At 55.4% G+C, this 26,036-nt stretch carries 25 protein-coding genes; 13 read left to right on the forward strand and 12 right to left on the reverse strand.

What is annotated here, in order from left to right; all coding sequences use genetic code 11:
- Positions 1 to 30: 30 nt before the first annotated feature.
- Both SK3146_RS22410 and SK3146_RS22415 read left to right on the forward strand, forming a co-directional pair.
- Positions 31 to 1,686 carry a hypothetical protein gene (locus SK3146_RS22410; protein ID WP_249860864.1) on the forward strand — a complete coding sequence of 552 codons (1,656 nt, stop codon included), beginning with the start codon at positions 31 to 33 and terminating at the stop codon, positions 1,684 to 1,686.
- A gap of 37 nt (positions 1,687 to 1,723) precedes the next feature.
- A complete protein-coding gene (locus SK3146_RS22415) occupies positions 1,724 to 3,946 on the forward strand; it encodes a hypothetical protein (protein WP_249860865.1) in 2,223 nt (740 codons plus the stop codon).
- Positions 3,947 to 4,001: 55 nt separating this feature from the next.
- On the opposite strand, the gene SK3146_RS22420 is transcribed toward SK3146_RS22415, so the two are convergent.
- The 3 genes from SK3146_RS22420 to SK3146_RS22430 form a co-directional block, all read right to left on the reverse strand.
- The gene (locus tag SK3146_RS22420; RefSeq protein WP_249860866.1) at positions 4,002 to 4,973 is read right to left on the reverse strand and encodes a hypothetical protein; all 972 of its coding nucleotides are present in this window, start codon (positions 4,971 to 4,973) and stop codon (positions 4,002 to 4,004) included.
- A 371-nt stretch (positions 4,974 to 5,344) separates the two neighbouring features.
- Positions 5,345 to 5,845, reverse strand: coding sequence for a hypothetical protein (locus SK3146_RS22425; RefSeq protein ID WP_249860867.1), 501 nt, complete (start codon positions 5,843 to 5,845; stop codon positions 5,345 to 5,347).
- Positions 5,846 to 5,912: 67 nt separating this feature from the next.
- Positions 5,913 to 7,712 carry an ABC transporter substrate-binding protein gene (locus SK3146_RS22430; RefSeq protein ID WP_249860868.1) on the reverse strand — a complete coding sequence of 600 codons (1,800 nt, stop codon included), beginning with the start codon at positions 7,710 to 7,712 and terminating at the stop codon, positions 5,913 to 5,915.
- A 166-nt stretch (positions 7,713 to 7,878) separates the two neighbouring features.
- On the opposite strand from SK3146_RS22430, the gene SK3146_RS22435 reads away from it, so the two are divergent.
- Complete coding sequence (locus SK3146_RS22435) at positions 7,879 to 8,292, forward strand: hypothetical protein (protein WP_249860869.1); 414 nt, start codon at positions 7,879 to 7,881, stop codon at positions 8,290 to 8,292.
- 48 nt (positions 8,293 to 8,340) lie between these two features.
- Positions 8,341 to 9,882: a DUF4153 domain-containing protein gene (locus SK3146_RS22440; protein WP_249860870.1), complete on the forward strand. Its 1,542-nt coding sequence runs from the start codon at positions 8,341 to 8,343 to the stop codon at positions 9,880 to 9,882.
- 93 nt (positions 9,883 to 9,975) lie between these two features.
- On the opposite strand, the gene SK3146_RS22445 is transcribed toward SK3146_RS22440, so the two are convergent.
- From SK3146_RS22445 to SK3146_RS35025, 3 genes are all read right to left on the reverse strand, one after another.
- The gene (locus SK3146_RS22445) at positions 9,976 to 10,719 is read right to left on the reverse strand and encodes an HAD family hydrolase (protein WP_249860871.1); all 744 of its coding nucleotides are present in this window, start codon (positions 10,717 to 10,719) and stop codon (positions 9,976 to 9,978) included.
- Positions 10,720 to 10,747: 28 nt separating this feature from the next.
- Entirely contained in the window at positions 10,748 to 11,140 is a 393-nt protein-coding gene (locus SK3146_RS22450; RefSeq protein ID WP_249860872.1) for a bactofilin family protein, read from the reverse strand.
- 97 nt (positions 11,141 to 11,237) lie between these two features.
- Entirely contained in the window at positions 11,238 to 12,230 is a 993-nt protein-coding gene (locus SK3146_RS35025) for a M23 family metallopeptidase (protein ID WP_283942777.1), read from the reverse strand.
- A gap of 84 nt (positions 12,231 to 12,314) precedes the next feature.
- On the opposite strand from SK3146_RS35025, the gene SK3146_RS22460 reads away from it, so the two are divergent.
- On the forward strand, positions 12,315 to 12,701 hold the full coding sequence (locus tag SK3146_RS22460) for a hypothetical protein (protein WP_249860873.1): 387 nt from the start codon (positions 12,315 to 12,317) through the stop codon (positions 12,699 to 12,701).
- Between the two features lie 40 nt (positions 12,702 to 12,741).
- Here SK3146_RS22460 and SK3146_RS22465 read toward each other — a convergent pair whose 3' ends face one another.
- From SK3146_RS22465 to SK3146_RS22480, 4 genes are read right to left on the reverse strand one after another with little or no spacing between them, the layout of a single operon-like run.
- Positions 12,742 to 14,181, reverse strand: a complete 1,440-nt coding sequence (locus tag SK3146_RS22465; RefSeq protein WP_249860874.1) for a GerAB/ArcD/ProY family transporter — start codon at positions 14,179 to 14,181, stop codon at positions 12,742 to 12,744.
- Between the two features lie 32 nt (positions 14,182 to 14,213).
- Positions 14,214 to 14,447, reverse strand: coding sequence for a hypothetical protein (locus SK3146_RS22470; RefSeq protein WP_249860875.1), 234 nt, complete (start codon positions 14,445 to 14,447; stop codon positions 14,214 to 14,216).
- On the reverse strand, positions 14,444 to 15,625 hold the full coding sequence (locus SK3146_RS22475; protein WP_249860876.1) for a Ger(x)C family spore germination protein: 1,182 nt from the start codon (positions 15,623 to 15,625) through the stop codon (positions 14,444 to 14,446). The genes SK3146_RS22470 and SK3146_RS22475 overlap by 4 nt, the downstream gene beginning before the upstream one ends.
- The gene (locus tag SK3146_RS22480) at positions 15,622 to 17,250 is read right to left on the reverse strand and encodes a spore germination protein (RefSeq protein ID WP_249860877.1); all 1,629 of its coding nucleotides are present in this window, start codon (positions 17,248 to 17,250) and stop codon (positions 15,622 to 15,624) included. The genes SK3146_RS22475 and SK3146_RS22480 overlap by 4 nt, the downstream gene beginning before the upstream one ends.
- A 183-nt stretch (positions 17,251 to 17,433) precedes the next feature.
- On the opposite strand from SK3146_RS22480, the gene cls reads away from it, so the two are divergent.
- Positions 17,434 to 18,867: a cardiolipin synthase gene (cls, locus tag SK3146_RS22485; protein WP_249860878.1), complete on the forward strand. Its 1,434-nt coding sequence runs from the start codon at positions 17,434 to 17,436 to the stop codon at positions 18,865 to 18,867.
- 22 nt (positions 18,868 to 18,889) lie between these two features.
- On the opposite strand, the gene ligD is transcribed toward cls, so the two are convergent.
- On the reverse strand, positions 18,890 to 19,795 hold the full coding sequence (ligD, locus tag SK3146_RS22490) for a non-homologous end-joining DNA ligase (protein ID WP_249860879.1): 906 nt from the start codon (positions 19,793 to 19,795) through the stop codon (positions 18,890 to 18,892).
- A gap of 226 nt (positions 19,796 to 20,021) precedes the next feature.
- Between ligD and SK3146_RS22495 the strand changes: the two genes are divergently transcribed.
- Together SK3146_RS22495 and SK3146_RS22500 are read left to right on the forward strand one after the other, a co-directional pair.
- The gene (locus tag SK3146_RS22495) at positions 20,022 to 20,567 is read left to right on the forward strand and encodes a chromate transporter (RefSeq protein ID WP_249860880.1); all 546 of its coding nucleotides are present in this window, start codon (positions 20,022 to 20,024) and stop codon (positions 20,565 to 20,567) included.
- A gap of 84 nt (positions 20,568 to 20,651) precedes the next feature.
- Positions 20,652 to 21,587, forward strand: coding sequence for an ATP-dependent DNA ligase (locus tag SK3146_RS22500; RefSeq protein WP_249860881.1), 936 nt, complete (start codon positions 20,652 to 20,654; stop codon positions 21,585 to 21,587).
- 360 nt (positions 21,588 to 21,947) lie between these two features.
- Here the strand turns inward: SK3146_RS22500 and SK3146_RS22505 are convergent, their stop codons facing one another.
- Positions 21,948 to 22,796, reverse strand: a complete 849-nt coding sequence (locus tag SK3146_RS22505) for a non-homologous end joining protein Ku (RefSeq protein ID WP_249860882.1) — start codon at positions 22,794 to 22,796, stop codon at positions 21,948 to 21,950.
- 156 nt (positions 22,797 to 22,952) lie between these two features.
- On the opposite strand from SK3146_RS22505, the gene SK3146_RS22510 reads away from it, so the two are divergent.
- The 5 genes from SK3146_RS22510 (at position 22,953) to tsaB (ending at position 26,036) form a co-directional block, all read left to right on the forward strand.
- Entirely contained in the window at positions 22,953 to 23,210 is a 258-nt protein-coding gene (locus tag SK3146_RS22510; RefSeq protein WP_249866540.1) for a hypothetical protein, read from the forward strand.
- 37 nt (positions 23,211 to 23,247) lie between these two features.
- Positions 23,248 to 23,430 (forward strand): H-type small acid-soluble spore protein, encoded by a 183-nt coding sequence (locus tag SK3146_RS22515; protein WP_249860883.1) that lies wholly within the window; start codon positions 23,248 to 23,250, stop codon positions 23,428 to 23,430.
- 232 nt (positions 23,431 to 23,662) lie between these two features.
- Positions 23,663 to 24,685, forward strand: coding sequence for a thiamine-phosphate kinase (gene thiL, locus SK3146_RS22520; RefSeq protein WP_249860884.1), 1,023 nt, complete (start codon positions 23,663 to 23,665; stop codon positions 24,683 to 24,685).
- Positions 24,686 to 24,705: 20 nt separating this feature from the next.
- Entirely contained in the window at positions 24,706 to 25,200 is a 495-nt protein-coding gene (gene tsaE / locus SK3146_RS22525) for a tRNA (adenosine(37)-N6)-threonylcarbamoyltransferase complex ATPase subunit type 1 TsaE (protein ID WP_249860885.1), read from the forward strand.
- Entirely contained in the window at positions 25,197 to 26,036 is an 840-nt protein-coding gene (tsaB, locus tag SK3146_RS22530) for a tRNA (adenosine(37)-N6)-threonylcarbamoyltransferase complex dimerization subunit type 1 TsaB (protein ID WP_249860886.1), read from the forward strand. The genes tsaE and tsaB overlap by 4 nt, the downstream gene beginning before the upstream one ends.

Below are 26,036 nucleotides of genomic sequence, written 5' to 3' on the forward strand. Positions count from 1 at the left end.
GCACAGATAATTTGCATAGGGGAGAGGCTTATGAGAAACCGACTGGCTGCTTTCAGTATTGTTACCGGTCTAACCTTGCTGATGTTTACTACAGGGGCGATGATCATACCGTCGCTGCTTTTTTTGCTAAATATTCCGCTTCTGCCGCTCCATGTGTGGCTGGCCGCCGCCGCAGCGGTCTGGACAGCCTGGCTCGCGGCTCGAACCGTACAGGTCGAGCGGCCTGCCCGGTTGTTCGCCTGGGCGGTCGGCGCCTCGTGCGTCTTCTTCGCGGCCTGCTTCTTCTTAAGCGGCGTCTTCTACGATCTGTCCTACGACGGGCAGGCGTATCATCAAGAAACGATTCTGCATTTGGCGGACGGCTGGAACCCCGTCTATGACGAGCCGTTGAACGTGCCGACGGGGCATTCCATCTGGATGAATCATTACGCGCGCGCTTCGGAGTTGGCGGCGGCCGTATTGTTCAAGGCAACCGGCTTGATCGAGCACAGCAAGGCGATCAATTTACTGGCGATTGCCGCTTCGTTCCTGCTGAGCTTGGCGGCGCTGCTCACCTTGAAGCCGGGACACGCGGTCAAGGCGGGCGTAGCCGCCTTGCTGCTCGCTATGAACCCGGTCAGCGTCTATCAGGCGTTCAGCTATTATGTGGACGGTCTGCTTTCGTCGATGCTCGTCTGCATGATCGCCCTCGGCTGCCTTATATTCGCCAGGCCCGGCTGGCTGCTGCTTACGGCCTACAAGTCGGCGATGGTCTTCGCCGTCAATATTAAGTTCACGGCGCTTGCTTACGCAGGCGTGATCACGATCGGCCTGCTCGTCGCGCTCTATATGAGCGAGCAGTTCGGACGGCTCAAGCAGCTGTTTAAGATCGCGGCGGCAGGGGGGCTTGCCGCCGTACTGCTCGTTGGCTATAACCCGTATGTGACCAATACGATTACGAAGGGGCATCCGTTCTACCCGCTGGCCGGCCAAGATGCGATCGACGTCGTCAAAAACTTCACTCCGCGCAATTTGGAGAGAATGAACCGGCTGGAGACGATCGCCGCTTCTTATTTCGCCGTGACGACGGGCAACAGCTCGGAGAAGCTGCCGACGCAAACCAAGCTCCCGTTCACGGTGCAGCCGGGCGAACTGACCGCGCTGGGCGACCCGGACGTCGCCGTCTCCGGCTTCGGCCCGTGGTTCAGCGGTATGCTGCTGCTCTCGCTGGTCGTTCTGGCGCTGGCGTTCCGCAAATCGCCGGGTGCGGCAATGGCCGCCATCGGGGTGATGGCCGTGCTCGCCGTTTCGGTGCTCGTTAATCCTGCCGCTTGGTGGGCGCGTTATGTGCCGCAGCTGTGGCTGGTGCCGGTCATTTGCCTCTGGCTCGGCTTCAGTCTTCAGGGCCGCCGTCTGCTGCCTGCGGCCAGCTGGCTGCTTGCCGCCGTCATGCTGGTCAATACGGCAATGGTGACGGGGACCTACGCATACCACCAATGGGATTGGAATCAGAAGCTGCGCGCGCAGCTGGCCGAGGTGAAGGGCGCTTCGGAAGAGAAGCCCGTTCCGGCGGAATTCACCTACAGCTGGTCGAACCGGGAACGATTTGAGGAATGGGGCATCGCTTTTCAGGAACAGCAGGAGCTGTCTTGCGACGACAAGCTGACATTAACCAAATCCGGAACGTCGGTATGCATGCCGAGGTAACGATATAGATAGAGATAGAGGAGGAGACCTTACCCGGATGAAAAAGAATAAAACGATGCCCATCGGGATCGGCCTTGCCGTCCTGATTGTACTTTGCATTGCCGCATGGCAATTCGGCGTCCCGCATAGTCCGCTCGGCGCTCCGGCCTCCGCGCCGAAGACGGCTCAGCCGATTCAGGAGGAGCACGGCGTCAAACGCATCGCTTCAGTGCAGGACGGCCGCTTGGCCGTCTTCGACGGCACGGAATGGAAGCCGCAGTTTTGGACGGGCGTCAACCTGGGGGCCACGACGCCCGGACACGCTCCCGGGGAGCTCAGCCCGAGCAAGGAGCAGTATTTGCGCTGGTTCGCCCAGATGAAAGAGATGAATGTCAACGTGCTGCGCATTTATACGATTTTGCCGCCGTACTTCTACGAGGCGCTGGCCGAATTCAATGCGGGCAGGACAGATCCGCTATACTTGCTCCACGGCATTTGGTCGCCCGAGGAAGCTTTGACGGGGGAGGGAGGCAAGCCTCAGGACGCCTTGGCGGCGGATATTACGGAGCAGTTTCAGGAAGAAATCCGCCATGCGGTGCAGGCGGTTCACGGCCGTCTTAACCTCAAGGCGGTTCCCGGTCATGCCTCCGGCAAATTTACCGCCGATGTGTCCCCGTATTTGCTCGGCTGGATTGTCGGCACCGAATGGGACCCTTATGTGGTGCAAACGGCGGATGACGCCCATCCCGGCATGGAGCCTTTTGCGGGAACGTATTTCCGGGCTTCCGACGGAGCGACGCCGTTCGAAAGCTGGCTTGCGCAAATGCTGGAAACCGCAGCGCAGGAAGAGATGAAATACGGTTGGCAGCATCCCGTCTCGTTCGCCAACTGGGTGACCACCGATCCGCTGCAGCACCCGAACGAGCCGGCAGATAACGAGGATCTGGTATCGGTCGATCCGATGCATGTGATGCCGACGGAGAGCTGGACGGGCGGCTATTTCGCCTCTTATCACGTATATCCTTATTACCCCGATTTTCTGCGTTTCGAGGAGAAGTACCAAACCTACAAGGACAGCCGGGGACAGGTCAATCCGTACGCGGGCTACTTGCACGAGCTGAGAGAGCACCATCAAGGCATTCCGCTCATCGTCGCCGAGTACGGCGTGCCGAGCTCCCGGGGGATGGCCCATTACGGGCCCGAAGGCCGCAACCAAGGGATGCATACGGAGGAGGAACAAGGCAAAATCGACGCGGAGCTGTATAACAGCATCTATGATGAGAACTATGACGGTGCCGTGCTGTTCTCCTGGCAGGACGAATGGTTCAAAATTACGTGGAACACGATGGATCTCGATGCTCCTGCGGACCGTCGTCCGTTCTGGCGCAATATGCTGACGAACGAGGAGCATTTCGGCGTCGTCGCGCTGGAGGCGGGCAAGTCGAAGGACGATACGATCAAGCTCGACGGCAAGACCGATGATTGGGACCGGCGCAAGGATACGGTAAGCCGCGATTATGACGGCTTCAGTCTGACGACGAGCCATGACGAAGCGTATATGTATTTATTATTGAAGAAAAAGGACGGCGTCTGGCAGCCGGGGCAGGAGACGCTCAGCATCGGCTTTGATACGATTGAGGGCGGAAGCGCGACGGCGGATAAAGCCCCCGGCATCGCCTTCAGCAAGGGGCAGGAGTTCGTGCTGCGAATGAAGGGAGAGCAGGATTCGGCCATCTACGTCAACAGCGCTTATGATCAGCATTCGTGGCTGTACGGCTCCGTCCAGAAGATGATGCCGTGGGAGGAGAAGCTGGCGCAGGACGGCAGCGGCTTATTCCTGCCCTGGAAGCTGCCGACGAGCAAGGTGCTGTATTTGCCGCAAAGCAAGAAGCAGATACCGTTCGAGGACGTAGAGGTAGGACTGCTCAGGAAGGGCGTCACCGATCCCGACAGCAGCGAGTTCAACAGTTTGGCGGATTGGTATGCGGCTGGCTCCGTCATGGAAATCCGCATTCCGTGGATGCTGCTCGGCTTTATGGACCCGAGCACTTCCAAGGTGTGGCAGTATCCGTATGCGGCAGGCGCCATCAAACCGACCGAAGCGAAGGGCATTCGGATCGAGCCGCATCTGCAGACGCGGGAAGGGGAGCAGCAGGGAGCGGCCGTACCGCTGAATTACAAGTGGAGCAAATGGGAGGAGCCGCAGTATCACGAGCGGCTGAAGCAGAGCTACGACATCCTGAAGCGGGTCTTCGAGGAGCCTAAGCCGCTGAAGCCGTGAGCGGCCGTCCTAAGCATGGTACCGCCTGCCGCCGGAACTTGCGGGCGGCAGCCGTCTACTCCGTCAGCTTGCTCCAGCCGGAATAATCGTGAACGGCAATGCCCGCGTACGAGGAATGGGCGCTCAGCATGGCGTCGAGGATCAGAAGCTGGCGCTCCATCTCTTTGCGGCCTTTGCCGTGAAACGTAATATAAGGAGCCGCCGCGTCCGGATTCGTTTCGACGCCGACGAATACCTTCTTGCCGAGCAGGTCTCCAAGCAGCAGCTCGGCGGCGGTCATGTCGATGATCGCTTCGGCTTGATCGCGGTAGGACATCAGCGTCATTTCGTCGAGCTGCTTCATCATCGGCTCCAGCAGAGTACCGCGCCCTTCGCCATGACTTTTGCTCTCGCCCCCTTCTTCGCCGTGCGGCAGCTCGGGCAGCTCGATTTCATCGAGCCAGAACGGCAGCGCAGCGCCGATCGTCAAAGGCTCGCTCTGCCGCCTCGCCTCTTCGGCGAACCGCGTGACGGTATCGAGCCATTCGGCGGCAATCCGCTCGCGATCGGTATTCCACTGCGGCAGCAAGTAAGGCTCGACATCGATCTGGACACCTCCGAAGCGGCGGGACGGCTCGGCGAGCCGGTTGTAGTCCGCAACCCAACGCACCAGGCCGGCGACGCGATCGCTTTGCGCGGGCAGCACCCAATCCGGCGCGCCGTCCAAGGCATGCACCTGGATTCCCGATTGAGAAGCGGCTTCTATAAAAAGACCGTAGGTTTCGGCGGCGACGCCGCGGTCGACCTGCAAATAAATGCGGCCGACCGCTTGCTCGCGGGCAAAACCGAGAATCGTATTTCTTCCTTCTTGCGTTGCGATCAGCGCCGTATCCCACAGCCAGGTTGCTTTCAGCTTGCCCGATGCAAGCGGAGCTCCGGCGGAACCGCTCTTCGGCCCCAGGAGACTGAACAGCAAAACGACGACCAGCAGCGGATTGACGACTCTCATCCGGCCGCCGGCGCGGTGTATGCGGTTATTCGATGGCATAGCGTAAGCACCCGCCTTTCCTTCAAGCTGCTATGTTTATTATAGCTTCGGGACGGGCTGAACGCGAACCGCAGCTGCTTCGGACCGCCAAATTCCGCTTATCCAAGAGAAGACGCCTCCAAATCCGCCAGATCAGCGGGATGGAAGCGTCTTTTTTGTTGTTTAGGAAATGATGCGCATCAATTTCCTGTGGATATCCGTGGGCTCCCCCGAAAGGAATGTCTACCCATTACCCATAGAACGATCCCAGAGGAATGGTTAGACGCCGATCCAGCTTAGGCTGGATGCGGACGGAATAAGCTTCAGAGCATCACGTCACTTTTAGGGGATTTGTTCGTTTTTCGATATGAAATCGCATCCCGCCTCGCGGCTCATTTCCTGCGCTTGCACCTGCACGGCCACACTTTCTTGGAGCGGAGCGGTACGGAGCGGAAGGTGCGCACGGGTGCCCGGAACCGTATCGATCGAGCGATTCGGGGCGCATCTTCGTTGACCATTCGTTTTAGCAGTTTGATGGGTATCGCATACTTCTTGAAGTCGTATTCCTGCGTCTTCGGATCGATGAACGCATCCGGCAGCTCCTCCGGGGTATAGTAGGCGAATACCTTCCCGCAATGCTCGGCTATGAAAACGAGCGGGGAGTCCTCGTAGCCCTGCTCGACCCACTGCTTATACGTGAGGGGCAGGACGACGACGGTCATGACATCCTCGTACAGCTTGCCTTTATATTTGAATCTGAAATGCACGCCGTATTCCGAATTCAGCTCTCCTTTATCCCTTCGGACGACGATATAGCTGCTCCACCATCGGGGGATCGACAGCGTAAAGCCGTAGCGGCTGTCCCGGTACAGGATGCGGCTTTGCTTCTTCACTTGGGCTCAGTCTCCTTTCTCGCGAGTGCGTTTCTCCTCCTTTCACTGTATTCACGGCTGCGCGCAATTATGGCTTATACCAAATGTTTTTGAACTGCACCCAATCCAGCGAGTCGAGCGAGATGCCTTTGACGGAGGAGCGATACATCGTTTTGAGCCGTTTGAAGTAGAGCCATTGCAGCACATGGTCGTCGCGCAGCCGCCGTTCGATGCTTTGCAGCAGTCCTGCCCGCCCTTCGCGATGAGGCTCGCGCAGCGCAGCGGACAGAAATAGCTCCACGGCCGCTTTGCAGGCCGGTTCCAAATGATGCTGCATGCTTTTGTACAGGTCGATCAGCCTCAGCTCCGCGTCGTTGTCCAGCATGATCGAGAAGAGCAGCATGTCGGCCTGCAGCCGCCGCTCTCCCTTGAACTCCTCGACGGGCAGCAGCGACAGCTCGACGGCGAGACCGGCTTCGCGCAGCAGCGCCTGGACGAGCAGCGCGTCCCGCTCATAATGCGTAATCGTGCACAGCACGATGCGCTCGCCTTCGTAGCCGGCCTGCTTGATGCGCCGCTTAAGCAGCGCGGGATCGACGGAGAGCGGCGGCTCGATCGCCGCCGGGCGGATGAAGCTCTCCGCCGCATAGAGCGCGTCGCCGTTCAGCCGCTCCAGCATGCGGCGCTGGTCAAGCGCCTCATAGACCGCTTCGCGGATGACGGGGTCCTTCAGCGGACCCTGTTTCAGCAGATTGAACGTGACGAAACGGCAGGTTGTCCCCTGCTGCTGAATTTGCTGCCAGGCGCTCTCGGCTTCGTCCGGCACCCGATAATTATGAATAATCTGGAAGCTCTCCAGCGCCCGGTTTTGCTCCTGCTGCTGCATATCCGGAACATGCCACAGCTCCACCCGGTCGAGATGAGCCCGTCCTTGGAAATAGGCGGGAAAGGCATCCAGCACGCACATCGCATCGTCGAGATAAGTCAGCTTGAACGGCCCGGTTCCCAGCGGGGCCTTGGAGAACGCTTCTTTGCCGGCCGCTTCGGTTTCATGCCGATCGTAAGCGTCGCTCGGGATAATGGCGGAGCGGTTCGTGCTCATGAATTGAAGGAACAGCTCGTTCGGCTCGGTCAAATGAACGGTTAACGTCAGCGGATCGACGATATCGATGCGTTCGATCTGCCGGTACACCCAGCGGTACAGGGAGCGCGCCTCCGAATGTTTCAGCCGCTCCAGCGTAAAGCGGATATCTTCGGCGGACAGCTCCTTCCCGTGGTGGAACAGAACGCCTTTGCGCAAATAGAAGGTCCAGGCCGTCCGTTTGGCGCTCGGCTCCCATGCGTGGGCCAGATGCGGTTCGATCGTCTGCGTCAAACGGTTGTAGCGGACCAGACTGTCGAACACCTGGTTGACCAAATGGCCTTCGGCGGCAAAATTCGTGAACGCCGGATCGAGCGTCTGTACCGCTTGCGTCAGCGGGAAGCGGAGCGTATCGAACCGCTTGCTGCCCTGCAGCTCGCTGCTGTAGCCGAAATGGCCGTTCAGCCAGCTGTGAAAATGATCCTTCAGCGAATCGGGAATGGTGGAGACGTTCATTTGCTCCAGCGCTCCGCGCAAATCTTTGCGCTCCACGAGCTCTTTGGCCAGGAGCAGGATCACATCCTCGGACGGAGTTACAAACAGCAGCGTCGAACGGTTGCCCCGGCCGCGCTTCGGCATCCACCGCAGCCAGCCTTCGCCGTCCATCTTCTTGAGAATCATCGCCGCATTGCGATGGCTGCAGTCGAGAATCGCGGCAATATCGTCGAGCAAAATATCTTGCTCCTGCTGTTCGCCGACATGCGGCAGCTTTTCGCGGAGCCGGATATAATGGCTGGCCAGCTTCATCGTGATTCACCTCATCCTCTTTCATAGTCCAAGCATATCCGTTTTTTGGAATGAAAAATAGGAAATTTCCAAATGTAAACTTGCGCTTTTTATTCCTATTTTACCGTCTACAATAAAAAAAGAAAGCAAAAGCTCAAAAGCGTTTGATAAGGAGGATATCGATTATATGAACACTTACATATCGATTGCCGCATACGGACCGCTGCAGACGCCATGGACCGAGCAATTCATCCGGGAATCGGAATGGACGATCGAACGGGAGAGCATTGCCGAAGCGGCGCAGACAGTGCTTTTCTACGCGGGTTTGTATCTCGATCTGGAGACGCAGCTGTACGCGCCGCTTCCCGCCGGGGAGAAAGGGCCTTGGCTTTTGTCCGAGGAAGAGGTCGTAACCCGGGCCGTTCGCACGCTCCCGCAAACCTATCATAGCATGCTGCAGTTATGTTTACTGATTTCGACCTTGCCGGTCGACCTGGAGCTGGAGGCGGAGGAAGTGAAGGCATTGCGGGCTCAGGCCGTGTCGTTCGTCGTCTACGTGCGAAAATTGGCGGAATACCATTTTGCCGAATGGTTTCATTAAATAATGTAGGAAGACGAACCCGATCGAACGGAGGCTGGATATAAACTTATGGCATCGGACAAACCATCATACCGGCGGGAAACGGCGGTTCTCGGGGCCGCTATGCTGCTGGGCGTCATCCATCAGGGCCTGTTCTACGGCAGGGATTGGGGCTTGTCCTATCCACTGTTTACGCTTTGCTTTTATTTATTCTATTATTGGGCGATCCGGGAGCGGGAGCGGTTGCGGTTGAATAGCTCGCTGCTGCTCTTGGCGCCGGTCGTATTGCTTTCGCTTACTTATGCGCTGTTTACCAACTTGCTGTTTATGATTTTGAATGCGCTGGCGATACCCTGCCTTCTCATCGTTCATACGACATGGACGGTGCGCGGGCGTGAGATAAGCAGAATGAATGCGGGTGCGGTCATCCTATCCTTGCTGGAGCAGTTGTTCGTACATAGTCTGCGGTATGCGCCGCTTCCGGGAAAGCTGGCGGGTCGTCTTATCGCCGGCAGGTTGAGGGCTGAACGTTACCGGCAGCTGTGGAAAGTATTGACCGGACTTGTCATCTCGCTGCCGATTTTGCTGCTGGTCGGGGCGCTGCTCGCTTCTGCCGATACGATGTTCGACCGCATGATTTCGGGGCTGCCCAGGCTGCTCAGCGGCATCCCGGTCGGCGAGGCCGTCATACGGGCGGGGTGGGTCGTCGTAGCGGGCGGCGCCATGTTCGTTTACGTATGGGGGCTGCTGTATCCGAAGGAGAAGCCGCCGGCTGAAGAAGGACGGACGATGCTTACGCTCCGTCATGAGGAGGGAGGCTGGGAGCCTGGGGCAGCGGTATCCGGGCCTGCCAAGCCGGTCCGCATGGACCCGACGATTACCGCTACGCTGCTGCTGGTGCTGAATGCAGTGTATATGCTGTTTGCGGTGCTGCAATTTTCATACTTTTTCGGCGGCGGTGCGGCGGCGCTTCCGGAGGGCGTGACCTACGCGGAATATGCCCGGCGCGGGTTTGCCGAGCTGGTTATTGTGACGCTTATCAACTTCGCTCTGCTGATGTTGACTTTGCACGGCGTCGAGCGTACGAGCCGCATGATGAACCGATCTCTGCGGGTGCTTGCGGCCATGCTGATCGGCTGCACCGGGGTGATGCTGTGCTCGGCCTACTTCCGCCTGTCTCTGTACGAGATGGCCTATGGTTATTCGATTACGAGGATTCTCGTGCACGCCTTCATGCTGTTTCTGGTCGGATTGTTCGCGCTGGCGTTATACAAGGTGTGGAACGAGAGGTTCCGCTTGTTTCGCCCGTATGCGATCGTATCGATAGCGGCTTACGTGCTAATCAATTATATTCAGGTGGATGCCGTCGTGGCCTCAAGCAATTTGGAACGTTACGAGAAGACGGGCTCGATCGATGCTGCCTATTTGGGAACGCTCAGCTATGAAGCCGTACCTTATTTAGTCGAATTGGAACGGCGCGATCCGAATATGCGGGAGGCAGCGGAAGCGTTGGATAGGGTCGAGGAACGGTTGACTCGGGAATCGTCCCCCTCATGGACGGAATTCAACTGGTCCAAATGGAAAGCGTCCCGGGCGCTCGGCTCCCGTTGACTGCAGTATCTCGGCGGATACAATCGGCCGGGCGGCCCCGGGTCGGGGAATAGCAAAAATAAGGCTCGCGTTTACGGAACGGGAGCCTTATTTCTATCCGGCTTGAGCCTCCGTATACGTGCGGATCGCTTCCGGAATAAGGGAGAGAGAGGATAACGTGAGAAAAGCGCCTTGCGGTTCAACGTCAACCTTGACATTATTGAAGGCCCACTCCTTTTCGGCAGGCATAAAAATAGCGTGAATCCCCGTCTTGAGGGCGGGAATGACGTCGGTGCGCAGCGAATTGCCGATCATCCAGGTGGACTTGCGGTCAAGCTCGTATTTTTGGATCAACGACTCCAAAAACTCCGCCGTTTTATGACGGGTCACATGGATGCGCTTGTCAAAAAAACGCTCCAGACCGGCTTCGGTTACTTTGCGCATTTGTACCTGCAGCTCGCCGCCCGTATACAGATGCAGTTCATGCCCTTCTTCGGTCAACTGCTGCAGCGTTTCGTACATATGCGGATAAGGCTCGATATCATGACCGTACACGGAGCGTCCGAGCTCCTGCAGCCGCCGCGTTTCATCTTCGTTGTTCGGCCTTCCCGTCAGAAACGTGAAGTATTCGTAAGCATCCAGGAACGACTGCGGGAAATGATCCGGAGCGAAACCGGAACGCTCAACCCGCTGCAGGTCGATCTCCATCTGCTTTTTCTTGATCTCGGCAACGGGAATGTGGTACGAATGGAACCACATTTCCATCAAATCGGCAAACTGGTCGACCACCATATCGAAAAATTTGTTGCAGTAGAGCAAGGTATCGTCCATATCGAAAAGAATCGTTTGTTTGTGCATAGGCGGTCTCCGTATTTTTTTCCAACCATTATACCACGGCACAGGGGAAAATCCTATCTTCCTGGCTGTCCGCCATTTGGCTCGTGCCTTGAAAGACGGCTCCTTTCTCGATAATGAGGGAAGGGGCCTGCACAGTTCCGATCAGCCGCCCCGTAGCCGTAATGCGGACGATACCGTCGGCCTTCACGGTACCTTCCATCCGGCCGGCGATGGTCACATCCTTCGCGGTGATCTCGGAGCGGACGACGCCTTTCTCGCCGATGACGACCTCTCCCGAGGTGCGCAAATCCCCAATCACCTCGCCTTCGATCCGGATATCCGCTTCGGACGAGCAGCTGCCTTCCCATAAAGTCCCTTCGCCGATCAAAGTATCGGTGCCGGCCGTCCGGCGCTGCAATTTCGCCTTATTCAACATTGCCATTGTTAGTGATTCCACCTTTTTGGTATGATTTTCGCGCGAACGCTGCCATTGCTGCAAATTGTTCCTCGCCTGCCTTCTTGTCACCGGGACTCAAGAGCTAGGAGCCGGGCAAGTAAGGCTTGGGATCTATGCTTTTGCCATTATGCAATATTTCGTAATGCAGATGAGGACCGGTGCTGCGGCCGGTAGAGCCGATCTTGCCGATCTCCTGACCGCGTTCGACGCCGTCGCCCTGTTTGACGAGAGCTTCGTTCAGATGCATATACCACGTTCGCAGGCCGTTGCCATGCTCGACCACCACGTTATGGCCGTGAAACTTATCGTAGCCGACTGTCACGGCGGTTCCTTTTGCGGCGGCCAGCACAGGATCATTCAGCTTGCCGGCTATATCGATGCCGCGATGAAAGCTGAGCTTGTCGGTGAACGGATCTTTACGGTAGCCGAACGGCGAAGTTACGGTGCGGGAGCCGGTAGGCCATAATCCGGGTCGTCTTTGGGCCTGTTCCCGCTGTTCCAATATGGTCTGCTTAGATTGCACCCAGCGGTCCTTAAGCTCGCTGATCTCCTGCCGCAGGCTGTCGTAGCTGGCATGAGTTTCGCGGGCCAGCGTTCTTACCTGCTGAGCCGTGACCGGATGGGCAGGACCGCCCATGCCGCCTTGAACAAGCTCCATCGCCGGCCAGTCGGCAGAGACGGCGGCGGCCTCGGATGACGGTCCGTCATTCATGGAAGAAAGCTTTTTCAGTTCGCGCTCCAGCTTTTTCATTTCTTCGACTTTGCTCCGCACCTCCACCGCTTGCCTTGAGAGCTGGAAAATCTCCTTCTGGAGCTGCTCGATGGCTTTGTTTTTGTTGTTCAAATCCTGCTCCAGACGGCTGGTATGCGCTTGCTGCCTGGATTCCGTCATTTGGGTCGTCACCACGGCGCGGACATGGGCGACATAAACGCAAACGGCCGTTCCCAGCAAAATCAGGAAGGACAGAGCGGCTGCGCAGACGGAGGCGCGGGATAGCTTTAGACGCATGACGCTTTCATTCGCCTCGGGAATAATGACGAATGTCAGCTTGTTTTGAAACCATTTGAACCTCATGATAACTCCTTTCGGTATGTTACAAACGTCCCGGGCATACAATGGGTAAAAAAACTCGAAGAATGCCGCGAGGAGGAATTTGCCTTGTCCTTGTTAAAAACGAGCCGGATCAATCTCATGGAGCGCCTAGCCAAGCATTTGAAGCAAGATGTGGCCCTGCAGGCGGAAGGCTTTACCAGCGGGCCGGGAGAGCTGCAAAAAGTCGGCAAGCGTTTCATTCGGGTGAACGGCCATTATTACGTTCCTTCCGTTCTTCAAGAAATCGTGCTGCTCCAACCGAACGGCAAAGCCCAATCGGACCGGAGCGAGCTCGTCAATATTCGCACCGTTTACTGGGGCGTTTTTCCCGCAGCGCTTGTTCGCAACGGGACGGATTTCATCGAAGTTATCGTCGCCAGGGAAGACGAGGAGGAGGAACTGAACATTCTGATTCCGCTCAACAAGGTCATCGGTATCGAGAGCAGGGAATAAGCCGGATCGCCGCGTGCCCTTCCCGGTACCGGTACAAATGCTACTGCTGTCTTGCCTGCACCAGTTCCATGTAAGAGCTGATGACGGCCAAAATCATGCACGCTCCGTAGACGAAACTGCAGCCGACGCCAATCATGGAATGGTACTCGCTTCCCCATAAGCCTGTGCCTACGGCAATCAGGCCGATTAGCAGCAGAAGATTGCTCGTCCGCGACCAGCCGTGATAGGACCGCTGGCTGCCGCGACTTCCGCTGCCTCCGCTGCTATGTTTAGTCTGGTTAGCCGCTCCCGAGCCGCCCGAATCTTCCGCGGCCTTGCCTTTGCTTTGCCCGCCTTCGGGCGGATCGGCGCCTCCGTTTGCCGGGCCTGCTTTTTGCTGTTCCCCTGCGGCCTGCTGAAGCTTAGGGAATCTGCGGGCAAACAACACCAGTAGAATGAGAAGCAGGGGCTGGTAGCAGAGCACGATGACGGTAGAGCTATAGTTGCCGAAGCTGAATACCTCGGTCGTATTTTTAAAAGCCAGCAAGCTCGTCATCAGAACGAAAAGACCGACCGGCGTGTTAATCGTGCTGTAATCGCGCTGCTTTACCAGACTGGCGATACCTGTCAGCAGGGCCATATAGATCAGAATGTCTTTACAGAACAAGATCGGCGCCCAAATGCTGAGAATGAGCAAATCCATCCGGTCCAGAAAGTCGGTGATATGAATCTGCTGCACCAGATTGTAGTTCGGGTAGATCAGGTTGTCCGTAATGACCGGTCCGAACACGAGAACCTCCATCAGCAGAAAAATGCCGAGGAACAGCGAGGACAATATGACGCCGTGCCGGATGGCCGAACGGACCAGACGGAGCTGCCCCAGCGTATGCAGGAAGGCGCCCATGATCAGAACGTCGCCATACCACCCGAGGGTGAGTAAATTCCCGTACCAGACGGAGATCATATCGCCCGCCAGAACCGGCTCCACCAGCGACTTGTCCAACTCGTTGGACAGCATGAGCGGCAGGAAGATGATCGTCAAGGCGAAAAAAGGAAAGAAAATATCGTTCACCCTGGCGATGACCTCGATACTGGTCCGTCCGAAATACATAATCAAGAGAATCAGCATCATCAAGGCGATCTCTTCGGGCGTGTTGGGAAGCAGAATTGTCCCCATGAACTTGGTAAACGACCTTACGTCCCGGATGAGCAGCAGCCACAGATGGAAGATAAGCAGCAGATTGCACAAAGTGCCGAATCCTTTGCCTAGAGTAATTTTGGTAATATCGAACAGATTTTTGCCGGGGAAGCGCTGCGATAGCTTATAGAACATGAAACCTATGGCGATCCCGTATATCGACGGAATAATATAGGTGAACCATGCGTCCATGCGCGCGACCCTGACGAGATCGTGCTGAATGCTGACCAATCCGCCTCCCGTCAATAAGGAAGCGGTCAGCCAGGCGAACTGCCGGTAATTGATAATTTGCTTCGAATCCATTGCTTCACCTGCTTCGCTAAGAAGAGTAGTGGCTAATTGCGGCTAATGAGCGAGAACACCCATGGCGATACTTTATGAATGAAGAAACTGGTAGGCATCGGAATGGGATATCCCAACAAGTAGCATATATAGATGCAGGCCGATGCGGCATAAATAGTGTAATACAAGCCCTTCAGCGGTGTGCTTTGACTCCGCAGCTTACGCAGGTCGAACAGCAGAGAGATGACCATCAGCAAGAAAAAGGACGTTAAGAAAATATTGTTCATTTGAGCCGGTGTCCTTTCGTCACATTTTCATAGATCAAGCCGGTTTCTATCAGCATGCTGCTGACATCGACATCATACTCCGCTTCCTTTAATCCTTCAGGCCATGAAGCCGCAAATTTTTTTTTCCATTCATCGGGATAGCTGCGCCATACGAAAGTGCCGAATTGAACGGAATCGGCGCTGTTTTTCTTGCATTTTTCTATAACCTCGACTATCGCCTTTTTGATATATTCGTTCAGCATTCTTTCGATTTTTTCGACGTTTTTCGGCTGACTCAGATCCATGTTGCGATCATCCTCGAGCAGTACGGCCTTAGCCTGTACGCCAATGCGGAACTTGAGCCGCTGATCGAGAAGCTCCGGCTTTATGCTTGTTTTGATCCGCTGCACTCTTAGGCCTATTCCGGTCGGTCTTCCGGAAAGATCGTCCAGAGTTACGGTCGTTTTGATCGATTCGTTGCGCAGCCACGCAAAGCCTTGGGCTTGCTCGTTTTCCAGCTTATCTACCAGCTTGTCGCCTTTGAACTGCATGTAGCCCTTAACGGTGATTTCCTTTGATTTTTTTTCGCTTTTCTGCGAATCGACCGGATCCATATAAACCATAACCGGATCGCTCCCGGGCGCATTCAGGGCCACTCCGATATCCTTCATGTTCATATCGATGACGTAATGGGCTTTGGCAAGTTCCCGAATGACCTCCGACGGGAAGCGCTCGAATCTGGGCGTCGCTTGCAGCAGCTCATACGCTTTGCCTGTTGTCGCAATAATGTAGGAGGACATCCGGTTCTCCGAGTTGCGCGGAGAGGAATCGAACAAGTCGCTGATCCCCGCCTTGGCGACCTCTTCCCCGATGACCAGCGTCCGGCGATGCCCGAAGAACATTCGCCGGGACATGCGCTCCTGCAGTCTGGCCTGCGCTTCGCGGAAGGTGTTGCCGACTTCGGAGTCGAGATAATAGCTCTTCCCGCCGCCGCTGGTGCCGCCGCCGCCGCCGGTCGCTCCACCCATTTGTCCGGGAAGCGGGACCATGACGGTGATGCGGATACGTCCGTCCTTTTCCAAATCGACCCCTGAAGAGACGACGAAAGCGACGTCGTTAATTTCCGTCCTGTCCCAGCATCCTGCGAGAGGCAGCAGACAGCAGGCGAGAAGAACGAAACGGGCGAAGCGTCGATTCATTTGACATCGCCTCTTTCTTCATCATGATTATGCTCGATGCTCATTCCCCGTTGTCCGCCCTGCTCCCTGATCTCGTCGCTGGCTTCGTCCCCCATGCGCACCGTATCCTTCAAAGGCATATAAGCTGGCCGATTACGCATGCTCCACCATGGAGAGCGGAACATCGCATCCTTCAAGTCGGAAGAAGACAGCGGTCCGAACGGCGACAAATAGGGAATGCCGAAGGAGCGCAGGTTGGCCAAATGGCCGAGAAGGAGCATAATGCAAATCAGAACTCCGTACAGACCGAAGATAGCGGCTACAATCATGATAGGGAAGCGAAGAATCCGGATCGCGATCGCTTCGTTAAACCGCGGAATCGTGAAGGACGCAATCCCGGTCAAGGAAACGACGATAACCATCGGCGCGGAGACGATCCCCGCTTGTACGGCGGCCTGGCCTATGACCAAAGCTCCGAGAATGGAAACCGCAGCCCCGATCGTTTTGGGCAGGCGGATACCCGCTTCCCGCAGCGCCTCGAATGTCGTCTCCATTATTAACGCTTCCACCACTGCCGGGAAGGGAATCGCTTCGCGCGAGGCGGCGACCGAAAGCAGCAGCGATGTAGGCAGCAAGTCCTGATGGAACGTCGTGAATGCGACGTACAGCCCCGGCGTCAGCAAAGACAGTATCAGCAGGAAGAAGCGCAGCCAGCGGATCAGAGTGGAAATCTGAAACCGCTCGTAATAGTCCTCCGACGCCTGCAGAGCCTCCGCGAAGACGAAGGGAACGATCAGCACGAACGGCGTGCCATCGACGATAATGGCGACACGGCCCTGCAGCAGCGAGGCTGCGACGGTGTCCGGTCTCTCGGTATACTGTACTTGCGGAAACGGGGAATAGGCGGAATCTTGAATGAATTCCTCCAAATAACCGGTCTCCAGCACGGCGTCGATATCGATTTTCCCGAGCCGCTTCTCTACCTCTTCGACGATGGCGGGGTCGGCGATGTCGTTGAGATAAGTAATGACAATGCTGGTGTTGCTCTCCCGGCCTATTGTCATCGGCTTCATTTTGAGCCGCGGCGTCTTCAGCTTCCGGCGAATCATGGAGGTGTTCGTACGCAGGTTTTCGACGAAGCCTTCGCGCGGGCCGCGGATAACGGATTCCGTCTCCGGCTCCTGAATGGAACGCTTCTCCATGCCGCGTATTCCCATCATCAGCGCCTGGGTGTTTCCGTCTACGACCAGCCCGGCATCGCCCCCGAGCACGGACAGCAGCAGATCCGAGTAGTTGTCGGATTTCTGAACTTGCGTAACCGGCAGCGTCGTTTCGATGATCCGGTCGAGAAGCCGCTCTCCGCCTTCCAATATCATCAGGGCTTTCATCGCGTCGTTGGCGAATTCGGTGTTCACCATGCCGTCGACGAAGAACATGATCGCCTTGACGCTGTCTTCAATATTAAATTCGCGGATGACGAAATCGGAGCAATCTTTGAACAAAGCATTCAAATAATTTTTATTTTCTTCCAATGATGAATGAATCGGCACTGATTTTAATTCGTCGATAAAGCGGTAGTCGAAATTTTGCAGCGCCTGATTTTTAGTATCCTTGGCTTTTTCTTTGCGAAATCTCAATCGCTGCATGGCAGCCTCCTTGAAATGCGTTCAGTTCCGTATATTTTTCTCAAAAAAGGAATTTTTATTTATGCTATAGGAAAGTTTGCCGGCATCACATCGTCCCCCTGAATACTGCCGCTGCAAAAAGACTACAATATACGGTATTGGATCATTTTGGGCAGCAGCCTGTGAATAGGGGGGATTTGGGCGGTGATATGGCTTGTAGGCGCGCTGCTGCTGTTTATTTTTCAGATCATTACGATCTTGTTTCACGAATTTCGACATCCGTCAAAAACGGTGGCTTGGCTCGTCATTTTGTTTATTTTCCCAATTATTGGATTTGTTATGTATTATTTTTTGGCCAAAGAATACACGCACCGCAAAAAGGTACGCCGCAGAGCGCTTCGCTATGTGCCTGATCCCAAGCATGAAGGCCGGAGGTACGCGGCATCGCAGCCGAGGGACGGAGAGGATGCCGAGCCGGACAGGTCCCGGGTGGAACCGAGGTTGTATGCGCTGCTGAACAATATTCCGAGCTCGTCGGTGACGCAGCAAAATGAAGTGAACGTGCTCACAAACGCAGATAAAGCGTATCAAGCGATGATGGAAGCGATTGAACAAGCGAAATGCTATGTCCATTTTGAGTTTTATACGATTCGCCATGACCGGATCGGCACCGCGTTTCAGCAGCTGCTTATTCGCAAGGCGCGCGAAGGAGTGCGAGTCCGTTGCATCTTCGACGGGGTCGGAAGTTATAAGCTCGATAACCGTTTCTTAAGCGAGCTGCGCGGCGCCGGAGTCGAAGCGCATGTGTTTCTGCCTCCGTTGATCGCCTTTTTCGACAAAAGGATGAATTACCGCAACCACCGCAAAATCGTGGTCGTGGACGGCGTCAAAGGGTATTTGGGCGGCATCAACGTCGGCGATGAGTATTTGGGCGGGAACCCGAATCTCGGTTTTTGGCGGGATACGCATCTGGAGCTCATCGGCGACTCGGTATATTCGCTGCAGTACACGTTTCTGGCCGATTGGCAATTCGTCAGTAACCAAAGGCTGACCGATTCCATTTTGTTTCCCGAGCACGACAATTCCGGCAGAAAGCGGGTGCAAATCATTAGCAGCGGGCCCGATGCGCACTGGGACGCTATATTGGAGATGTACTTCGGGGCGATTACGGCGGCCAAAAAGCGGATTTTCATCACAACGCCTTATTTCGTGCCCGACCCGAGCATTAGCATGGGGCTGAAGACCGCCGCGATCAGCGGGGTGGACGTCAGGGTGATCTATCCGTCGAGACCCGACTCCAAAGTCGTGAATTACGCTTCTATGTCTTATTTCGAGGAGCTGATGCAGGTAGGGGTCCGGTTTTATTCCTATGAAAAAGGCTTCATGCATGCCAAGGTGCTGATCATTGATGATGTGCTGGCTTCCGTCGGGACGGCCAACATGGATATGCGGAGCTTTTTCAGCAATTTTGAATTGAACGCGGTGCTGTTCGACAAGGAGACGATTCAGCGGCTGGAGGCGGATTTTCTTCAGGATTTGAAAGATTGCAAGGAGCTGAAGCTTGAAGCTTTCGAGAAAAGGTCGCGGCTGCAAAAAGGGAAGGAAGTCGTGGCCCGCCTTCTCTCCCCTCTATTCTAAGAGTCTGTCCGATGAACCATGTTCAGGGCGCAGCCGATTGAACGAAGGCCAGCACTTTGTCCAAATTTTGCGGCGGAACCCGCTTGATCAGATCGCCCTGCTCGCTAAGGCGGCTTTCGATCGTCAGCAGCGAAAACTCCCGGATATCGCAGCGGCGGGCGACTTCCTCCCAAAGCAGCGGAGTGGAAACCGTGGCGTCCTTGCGGGCGCGCGGCGTATAGGGGGCGGACAGCGTTTTGCCGTACCAATGCTGCAGGTAATCGATATAGATGAGCGAGCCGCGGTCTTTTTTCAGCCGTTCGATCGTAAACAGCTTCGGATGCTTTTGCACGGCGTACCGAGCTACGAACAACCCGATTGAGCGCAGCTGCTCGAACGTATAGCCGTGTTCGATCGGAACATAAATTTGCACGCCGGTCGCCCCCGAGGTTTTGGGTACGGAACGGATGCCCATTTTATCCAAAGCTTCGCCGATCGCTTCGGCCGCTTCCATAATGCGCGGCTCCGGGTCCCGGCTCGGATCGATATCGATCAGCCATTCTTCGGGAAGCTGCTCGCCGATCCGGTGAAAGGACGGATGAAATTCCAGGCAGGCCAGATTGCCGAGCCAAAGCAGCGTCGGCACGGAATCGAGATGCACATATTGGATGCCTTCGAGCACCGCCGTTTTTACAAAATCGGGGGTCGGCTCGGGGGCGTTTTTTTGATAAAACGATTTGCCCGCATAGCCGTTAGGGAAGCGGATCGTCGTCAAATAACGGTTGCGGCAGTATTCGAGCAAATACGGAGCAAGCTGCAGCAGTTTCTCCAAATACGTGATTTTGCTGATGCCGAGCTCGGGCCAAAGCAGCTTGTTCGGATTCGTAATTACGATTTCCTGTCCTTCTATAATGACCGTGCCTTTATTGTGCTTGGATGCTGTCGCCATAAGTCGCATGATCTCCTTCTAAGAACGGTAGTAGCGGTAATCCCGTCTGTGCGGCGCTTATTATCCTCATTATGGTCTTGAGCGGGCCAATCCAAACCTTATGGTTTACGTCTTGAATAGCGATAGATATAATAAGAAATCGTCAGCGCGGAATTGTCAAACGCTGATCGAGCGATACAAGAGCCGGAAGAGTATGAAGCAATAGAGGAATGGGGAAAAGTCAACGATGTGGATGACATTATGGAATTTATTTATCGCTTTCGGAAGAGCTACGATGCTTGGGTATGGAGGGGGACCCTCCATCATTCCGCTGTATCAAAACGAAGTCGTGCGGATGGGCTGGATGAGCCCGGAAGAATTCGGCAATGCGTTAGCTTTCGGCAATGCGCTTCCGGGACCGATCGCCACCAAGCTGGCCGCTTATATCGGATTCAAAATCGCCGGATGGGCGGGGGCTTGCGTCGCGCTCGCCGCGGTCGTCATGCCGACCGCCCTCTTGATGATCGCCCTCGTGGGAGTTATGGTGAAGCTGCAAAACAATGCCGTCATCCGCGGCATGATCAAGGGCGTTCAGCCCGTTATTTTCGTCATGATGGCGATGCTCGCTTACGATTTTGCCAAATACGCCTTCAAGCCGAGCGAAGGCATTATTAGCTTTATGCCGTTTTTGCTCGGAGCGGGTTACTTCATTATGGTACAGTATTTGAACATTAACGCCGCATGGGGAATTGTAGCGTCACTTATTATCGGAGCCATCTTCTTCAGCCGATAAAGAGATTCGCCGGCTCCCGCGGAATGATCCGGCCCCGGATTGACCATACTTGGGAAATAACCTGTTGTTTTTCGGAGGAAGATCATGCATCTGGAGCCCATCGTACCGTTTGAACCGGTGTCAACCGACAAGCTTCCGGAAGGAAGCGAATGGATCGCTCAGCTGAAATGGGACGGAGTCCGCATGCTGACTTACTATGACGGCGCCGCCGCTCGGCTGGTGAACCGCAAGCTGAACGATCGGACTATGCAGTATCCCGAGCTTGCCGATCCGCGCGTTTACTGTAAGGCCGATTCGGTCATTCTCGACGGGGAGATTATCGCGCTGGAAGAAGGGAAGCCGTCTTTTCATCAGGTAATGAAGCGCGACGGGCTGCGCAGCGTTCAGCGGGTGGAGGCGGTGCGAAAGCTAATACCGATCGTTTATATGGTATTCGATATCTTGTATGCCGATGGCGAGTGGCTGACGGACAAGCCTTTGTCCGAGCGGCAGATCGTGCTGGAGCAAGTCGTTCAGCCGGTACCTTACGTTCAGCTCGTACCCAGTTACAAAGAGCTGGCGGGTCTGTTCGAAGTCGCCAAGCAGCATCGGCTGGAAGGCATCGTCTGCAAGGACTCGACCAGCACATATGCAGTGCACGGCAAAGACAGGCGCTGGATGAAGAAGAAATGGTATCAGGATTTGATCGCCGTAGTTGGCGGGGTTACGCATCGCGACGGTACGGTCAATGCGCTGCTGCTTGGATTGTACGACGATCAAGGAAGATTGTGGTACATAGGTCATGCCGGCACAGGCAAGCTGACCCAGGACGACTGGAAAGCGTTGACGGCCAAGACGCGCAGCCTGCGGCGTGCGGACAAGCCGTTCGTCGATATGCCGGAGCGGAGCAAGGATGCGGTATGGATCGAGCCTGTCATGACGGTGAAAGTTCAGTTTATGAATTGGACTCATAACCGGACGCTGCGCCAGCCGAGCATCCAAGCGTTTGTCGACGTTCTTCCCGCAAGCTGCCGTTTCTGAAAGCATTTGCCCGAATACGCAGTTACGCAGTTGTCGTATTTTCACCGAGCTCTCAAGACGTTATAAGCCGGCAAGCTGCTTGAACAGCTGCCGGCTGTTTATTTTTGTTTAGGAAATGATGCGCAGCCATATCCTGTGGATATCCGTGGGCTCCCCCGAAAGGAATGTCTACCCATAGAACGATCCCAGAGGAAGGGTTAGACGCCGATCCAGCCTAGGCTGGAAGCGAACGGAATAAGCTTCAGAGCATCACGTCACTACCCTGGAAATTACTCTTGGTACCCCATTTCCATTGTCTGTGGTGCCGCGTAGCGGCATGGATGGCTTTTGGGGGATTTGTTCTTCGGGTCGGGGACCATGTCAGGACACGGTTTCCTTTACTTTCTCCTTGGCTTTGCTTTTTTTGCCTTTGGCCGCTTTCGGAGCGTCGGTTTCCGGTACCGGCTTCATGGAGTCCAGGCTGGCTTGCAGCGCGGACATCAGGTCGATGATGTTCGTTTTATGCGGCTCGGGAGCGACGCTCACCTGCTGGCCGCTTACTTTTTGCTCGATGGCGTGAAGCACGGCTTCCCGGTAGTCGTCCTTGTACTTTTCCGGCTCGAAAGGAGTCGTCAGCTGCTCGATAAGCATTTTGGCCATTTCGAGCTCTTTGTCGTTTACTTTGCTTTGCTCGGGCAGATTCGGAACCTGATCGACGGCGCGGATTTCATCGGGATAAAAGATCGTCTCCATAGCGATGCAATTATCGATTACGCGGACGGCGGCCAAGCTGCTTTTGGAGCGGATCGATACTTTGGCTATGCCGATTTTACCCGTTTGCTTCATAGCCTCCAGCAGCAGCGAATAAGCGTTCGCTCCGGTTTCGTTAGGGGCCAGATAATACGTTTTTTGAAAATAAATCGGATCGATATCCGTCAGTTGAACGAAATCCAAAATTTTGATTTCCTTCGTTACCTCGCCGCTCAGCTTCTCCAGCTCCTCCTTCTCGAAAAGAACGAAAGCTCCCGGCTCATATTCATAGCCTCTGGCGATTTCTCCCCATTCGACCTCCCGCTCGCAGGTCAAGCATTTGCGAACGAAGTTCAAAGGGGTAATGCACTCCTTGTGGATGTAACGCATCGATATATCCTTATCCTCGGTTGCGGAGAACATTTTGACCGGGACATGTACCAACCCGAAGCTGATCGCGCCTTTCCAGACCGTATGCATGAGAGTTCCTCCTTCATCGTTGCGAATTACATACAGTATCCCCTTTTAGGTAAATGTGTATGAATGAATCGGCCGAGGAGAGGGACATCCTACAATTAACGACCGGCGTGGCCTAACGGCCTTTAAGCTGCCGATATAAGGAGGATTTCCCTTTCGATGGACAACAACAATTCGCAAAACGGCAAATCTGCCGGTGCCCGTAATGAAACGGCAAATGAGACGACAGAAGCCGCCGGCTTGACGAACGACACTACGCACCAGGGCCGGGAAGATTATTTTATGGATATCGATCGTATGGTTAATGAAGGGTTGGGCGGAGGATATGTGTCGGCGAACAACGGTCATATCGGAGAATCGACAACCGATACGATGGATCATCCGGAATCGGTACTGAATGAAAGCACTCATGATTGAATAAAAGGTGCGGGAGCCATTATGCGGAGGGATACGAATGAAAGTGTACCGAGCTCAGGAAATATTGCAGTCTGATGCAAAAATCGAAGTGGAGCTCAACGGCGTAGCCGTATGGATCGACAGTGTGGATGCGGATCAAGCGACAGCCAAAATTCACGTAGAAGACCGGCCGGCCGATGCAAGAATCGTAGCGGTCGAGCAGCTTCAGGAAGTTCAATAACCGAAGCCCTGCCCCATGCAGCTTAAATGCTTGAAGGGCGGGGCTTTTTTTGTTCGGAAAGGCTTGCGGATTCCGGTGCGGTCTTTCGTTCATGCGATTGAAACAAGATGCCGCCGCTTTCGGGCAGACGCAGCTTTTCGAAGATTCGTCCCTCGGAGAAGGTTATTGCGGCGCTAGGTGGAGCGGGCTATAATAGGGAGAATACGGATGCGGAGGCGGGTTTTGAAGTTCTATGGATGAATTTGCAATCATTCGCAGGTTAACGGAAGGAAGGCAAACGCCTGCTTTCCAGAAGGAACGCGGGATCGTGACCGGGATCGGCGACGACGCGGCGGTAGCGAATCTGACCTCTGGCTGTCAGTTGGTCATGACATGCGATACGATGACCGAAGAGATTCACTTTAAGAAGATCACGATGCGCGACACGGATATCGGATACAAGGCGATGGCGGCGGCGGTTAGCGATATTGCGGCGATGGGAGCGATTCCGAGATACGCGCTGATCTCGCTCAGCTTTCCTAAAGGAACGGTGTTGGATAAGATCGAAAGTATTTATAAGGGGCTGTACGAATGCGCCGATCGCTTTAAGGTTGTCATTGCCGGCGGGGATACGACTTCCGCCGTTCAAGGGATCACCGTAGCCGTAACGATTATCGGCGAGGTCGAACGGGGGAAGGCGCTGCTTCGTTCCGTAGCGAAGCCGGGGGACGTGCTGTTCGCTACGGGCTTTCTGGGACTGTCAGCGGCCGGGCTGCAGTATTTGCTGGACCGCGGCATCCCATCCGGCGAATGGGACGAGCATTCCGTAACCGAAGCGCATTCCGCTTTAGTGCGCGCCCATTGCCGCCCCGATCCGCAGATCGAAGCCGGACAATTGCTGCAGCGTTCCGGCATTTGCCATGCTTTGAATGATGTCAGCGACGGCCTGGCGAGCGAAGCGTGGGAAATCGCCGAAGCTTCCGGCGTAGGGATCGATTTGATTGAGGAACGCATTCCGGTTGCGGGCGAGCTTCTGGTCTATGCGCAGCAGCGAGAATTGGACGCTCTCGACTTTATTCTGTACGGCGGCGAAGATTATCAGCTGGTCGGAACTATGCGGGAGGAGCACGCCGCAGCGATGCAAGCCAAATTTCGCGAAGCGGGCCTTGCGCTCCATATCATAGGATATGTCCAAACGCAGCCGCGCGGCGTAAGACTGGTGCAAAGCGGCGGGAAAGTCGTGTCCCTGGAGAAAAAAGGATACAATCATTTTTAACGGAAGAGGTGGAACCTGAAATGGTCGAATCGACCTCTTATTTGTATAAAGCCGAGAATCCGGAGCACACCGTTTCACTGGCGGCGCGGCTCGCCCCCTATTTCCGCCCCGGAACCGTCATTACTCTGGACGGGGATCTGGGAGCGGGCAAGACTGCCTTCTCGAAGGCGGTAGCGCGGGCGATCGGGGTGAGCGATGTCGTGAACAGTCCTACGTTCACCATTATTAAAGAATACGAAGGAGAGCGGTTTCCCTTCTATCATATGGATGTATATCGGCTTTCTCAGGATGAGGCGGACGAGCTGGGCCTGGATGAATATTTTTTCGGAGAAGGCATTACGCTGGTAGAATGGTCCTCTCTGATTACCGAATTGCTGCCCGAAGACCGGCTGGCTATCGCCATTCGTCATACGGAGGACGGGAATCCGGAGGGACGCATGTTTACATTGACTCCACACGGCAACCCTTATAAGGAATGGTGTGAACAACTGAAGGAGAACGGTATTTTACAATGACTACTGAGATAAAAACATTTGACGGACATCTGCTTGCTATCGATACTTCAACAAGCTCCATGTCCATCGCATTGGCAAGGGGAGGAGCATTAATCGGTGAAATGAGCTCCCAAGCCGAGCGAAATCATTCCATACACCTGCTTCCTCAAATTATGGAGCTGTTAAACGAGAACGGCCTGCATCCCCGCGAATTGGACGCATTTGCCGTTGGCGTAGGCCCCGGATCTTATACCGGCGTGCGCATTGGGGTTACCGTAGCCAAGACATTCGCATGGGCTCACAGCATGTCTTTGGTGGCCGTATCGAGTTTGGAGACGATGGCGCTGGGCGGCTTGGAAGCCTACTTGCTGCACCAAGGCGTGCGCAGTGCGGAAACCGGCGATGCCCGCAGCCTGTCTGCGCTGAATACGGTGTGTGCTCAGCCGGAGACGACGACCTGGATCGTACCGATGATCGAGGCGCGCCGGGGACAGGCTTTTACCGCCCTGTATCAGGCCGCCGGCCGCGAATGGAGCTGTCTTGTTCCGGACGGCATTAGGCTGATGTCTTCATGGACGGAGCAACTGCTTGCCGAGGCGGAAAAGCCGGACGGCAAGCATCCGGACCGGATTATTTTTACCGGAGAGACGGCGCTGCACGGAGAGGTGCTTCAACGTTTCTTTGCGGCATGGGGCGCCGGCGCGTCCGAAGTGCCTCACGAGATTCGCGCCCGCCATTTGGCGGAGCTCGGGGTGCTGCGTCTGAAGCAAGGACTGCTGGCGCAGCCTCATACTCTAGTGCCCAATTACACGCAGCTGCCGGAAGCGGAGGCTAAGCTGCTGGCGCATAAATCATAA

Origin of the sequence: Paenibacillus konkukensis (assembly GCF_023523925.1) — a bacterium.
GTDB classification, from domain to species: domain Bacteria; phylum Bacillota; class Bacilli; order Paenibacillales; family NBRC-103111; genus Paenibacillus_S; species Paenibacillus_S doosanensis.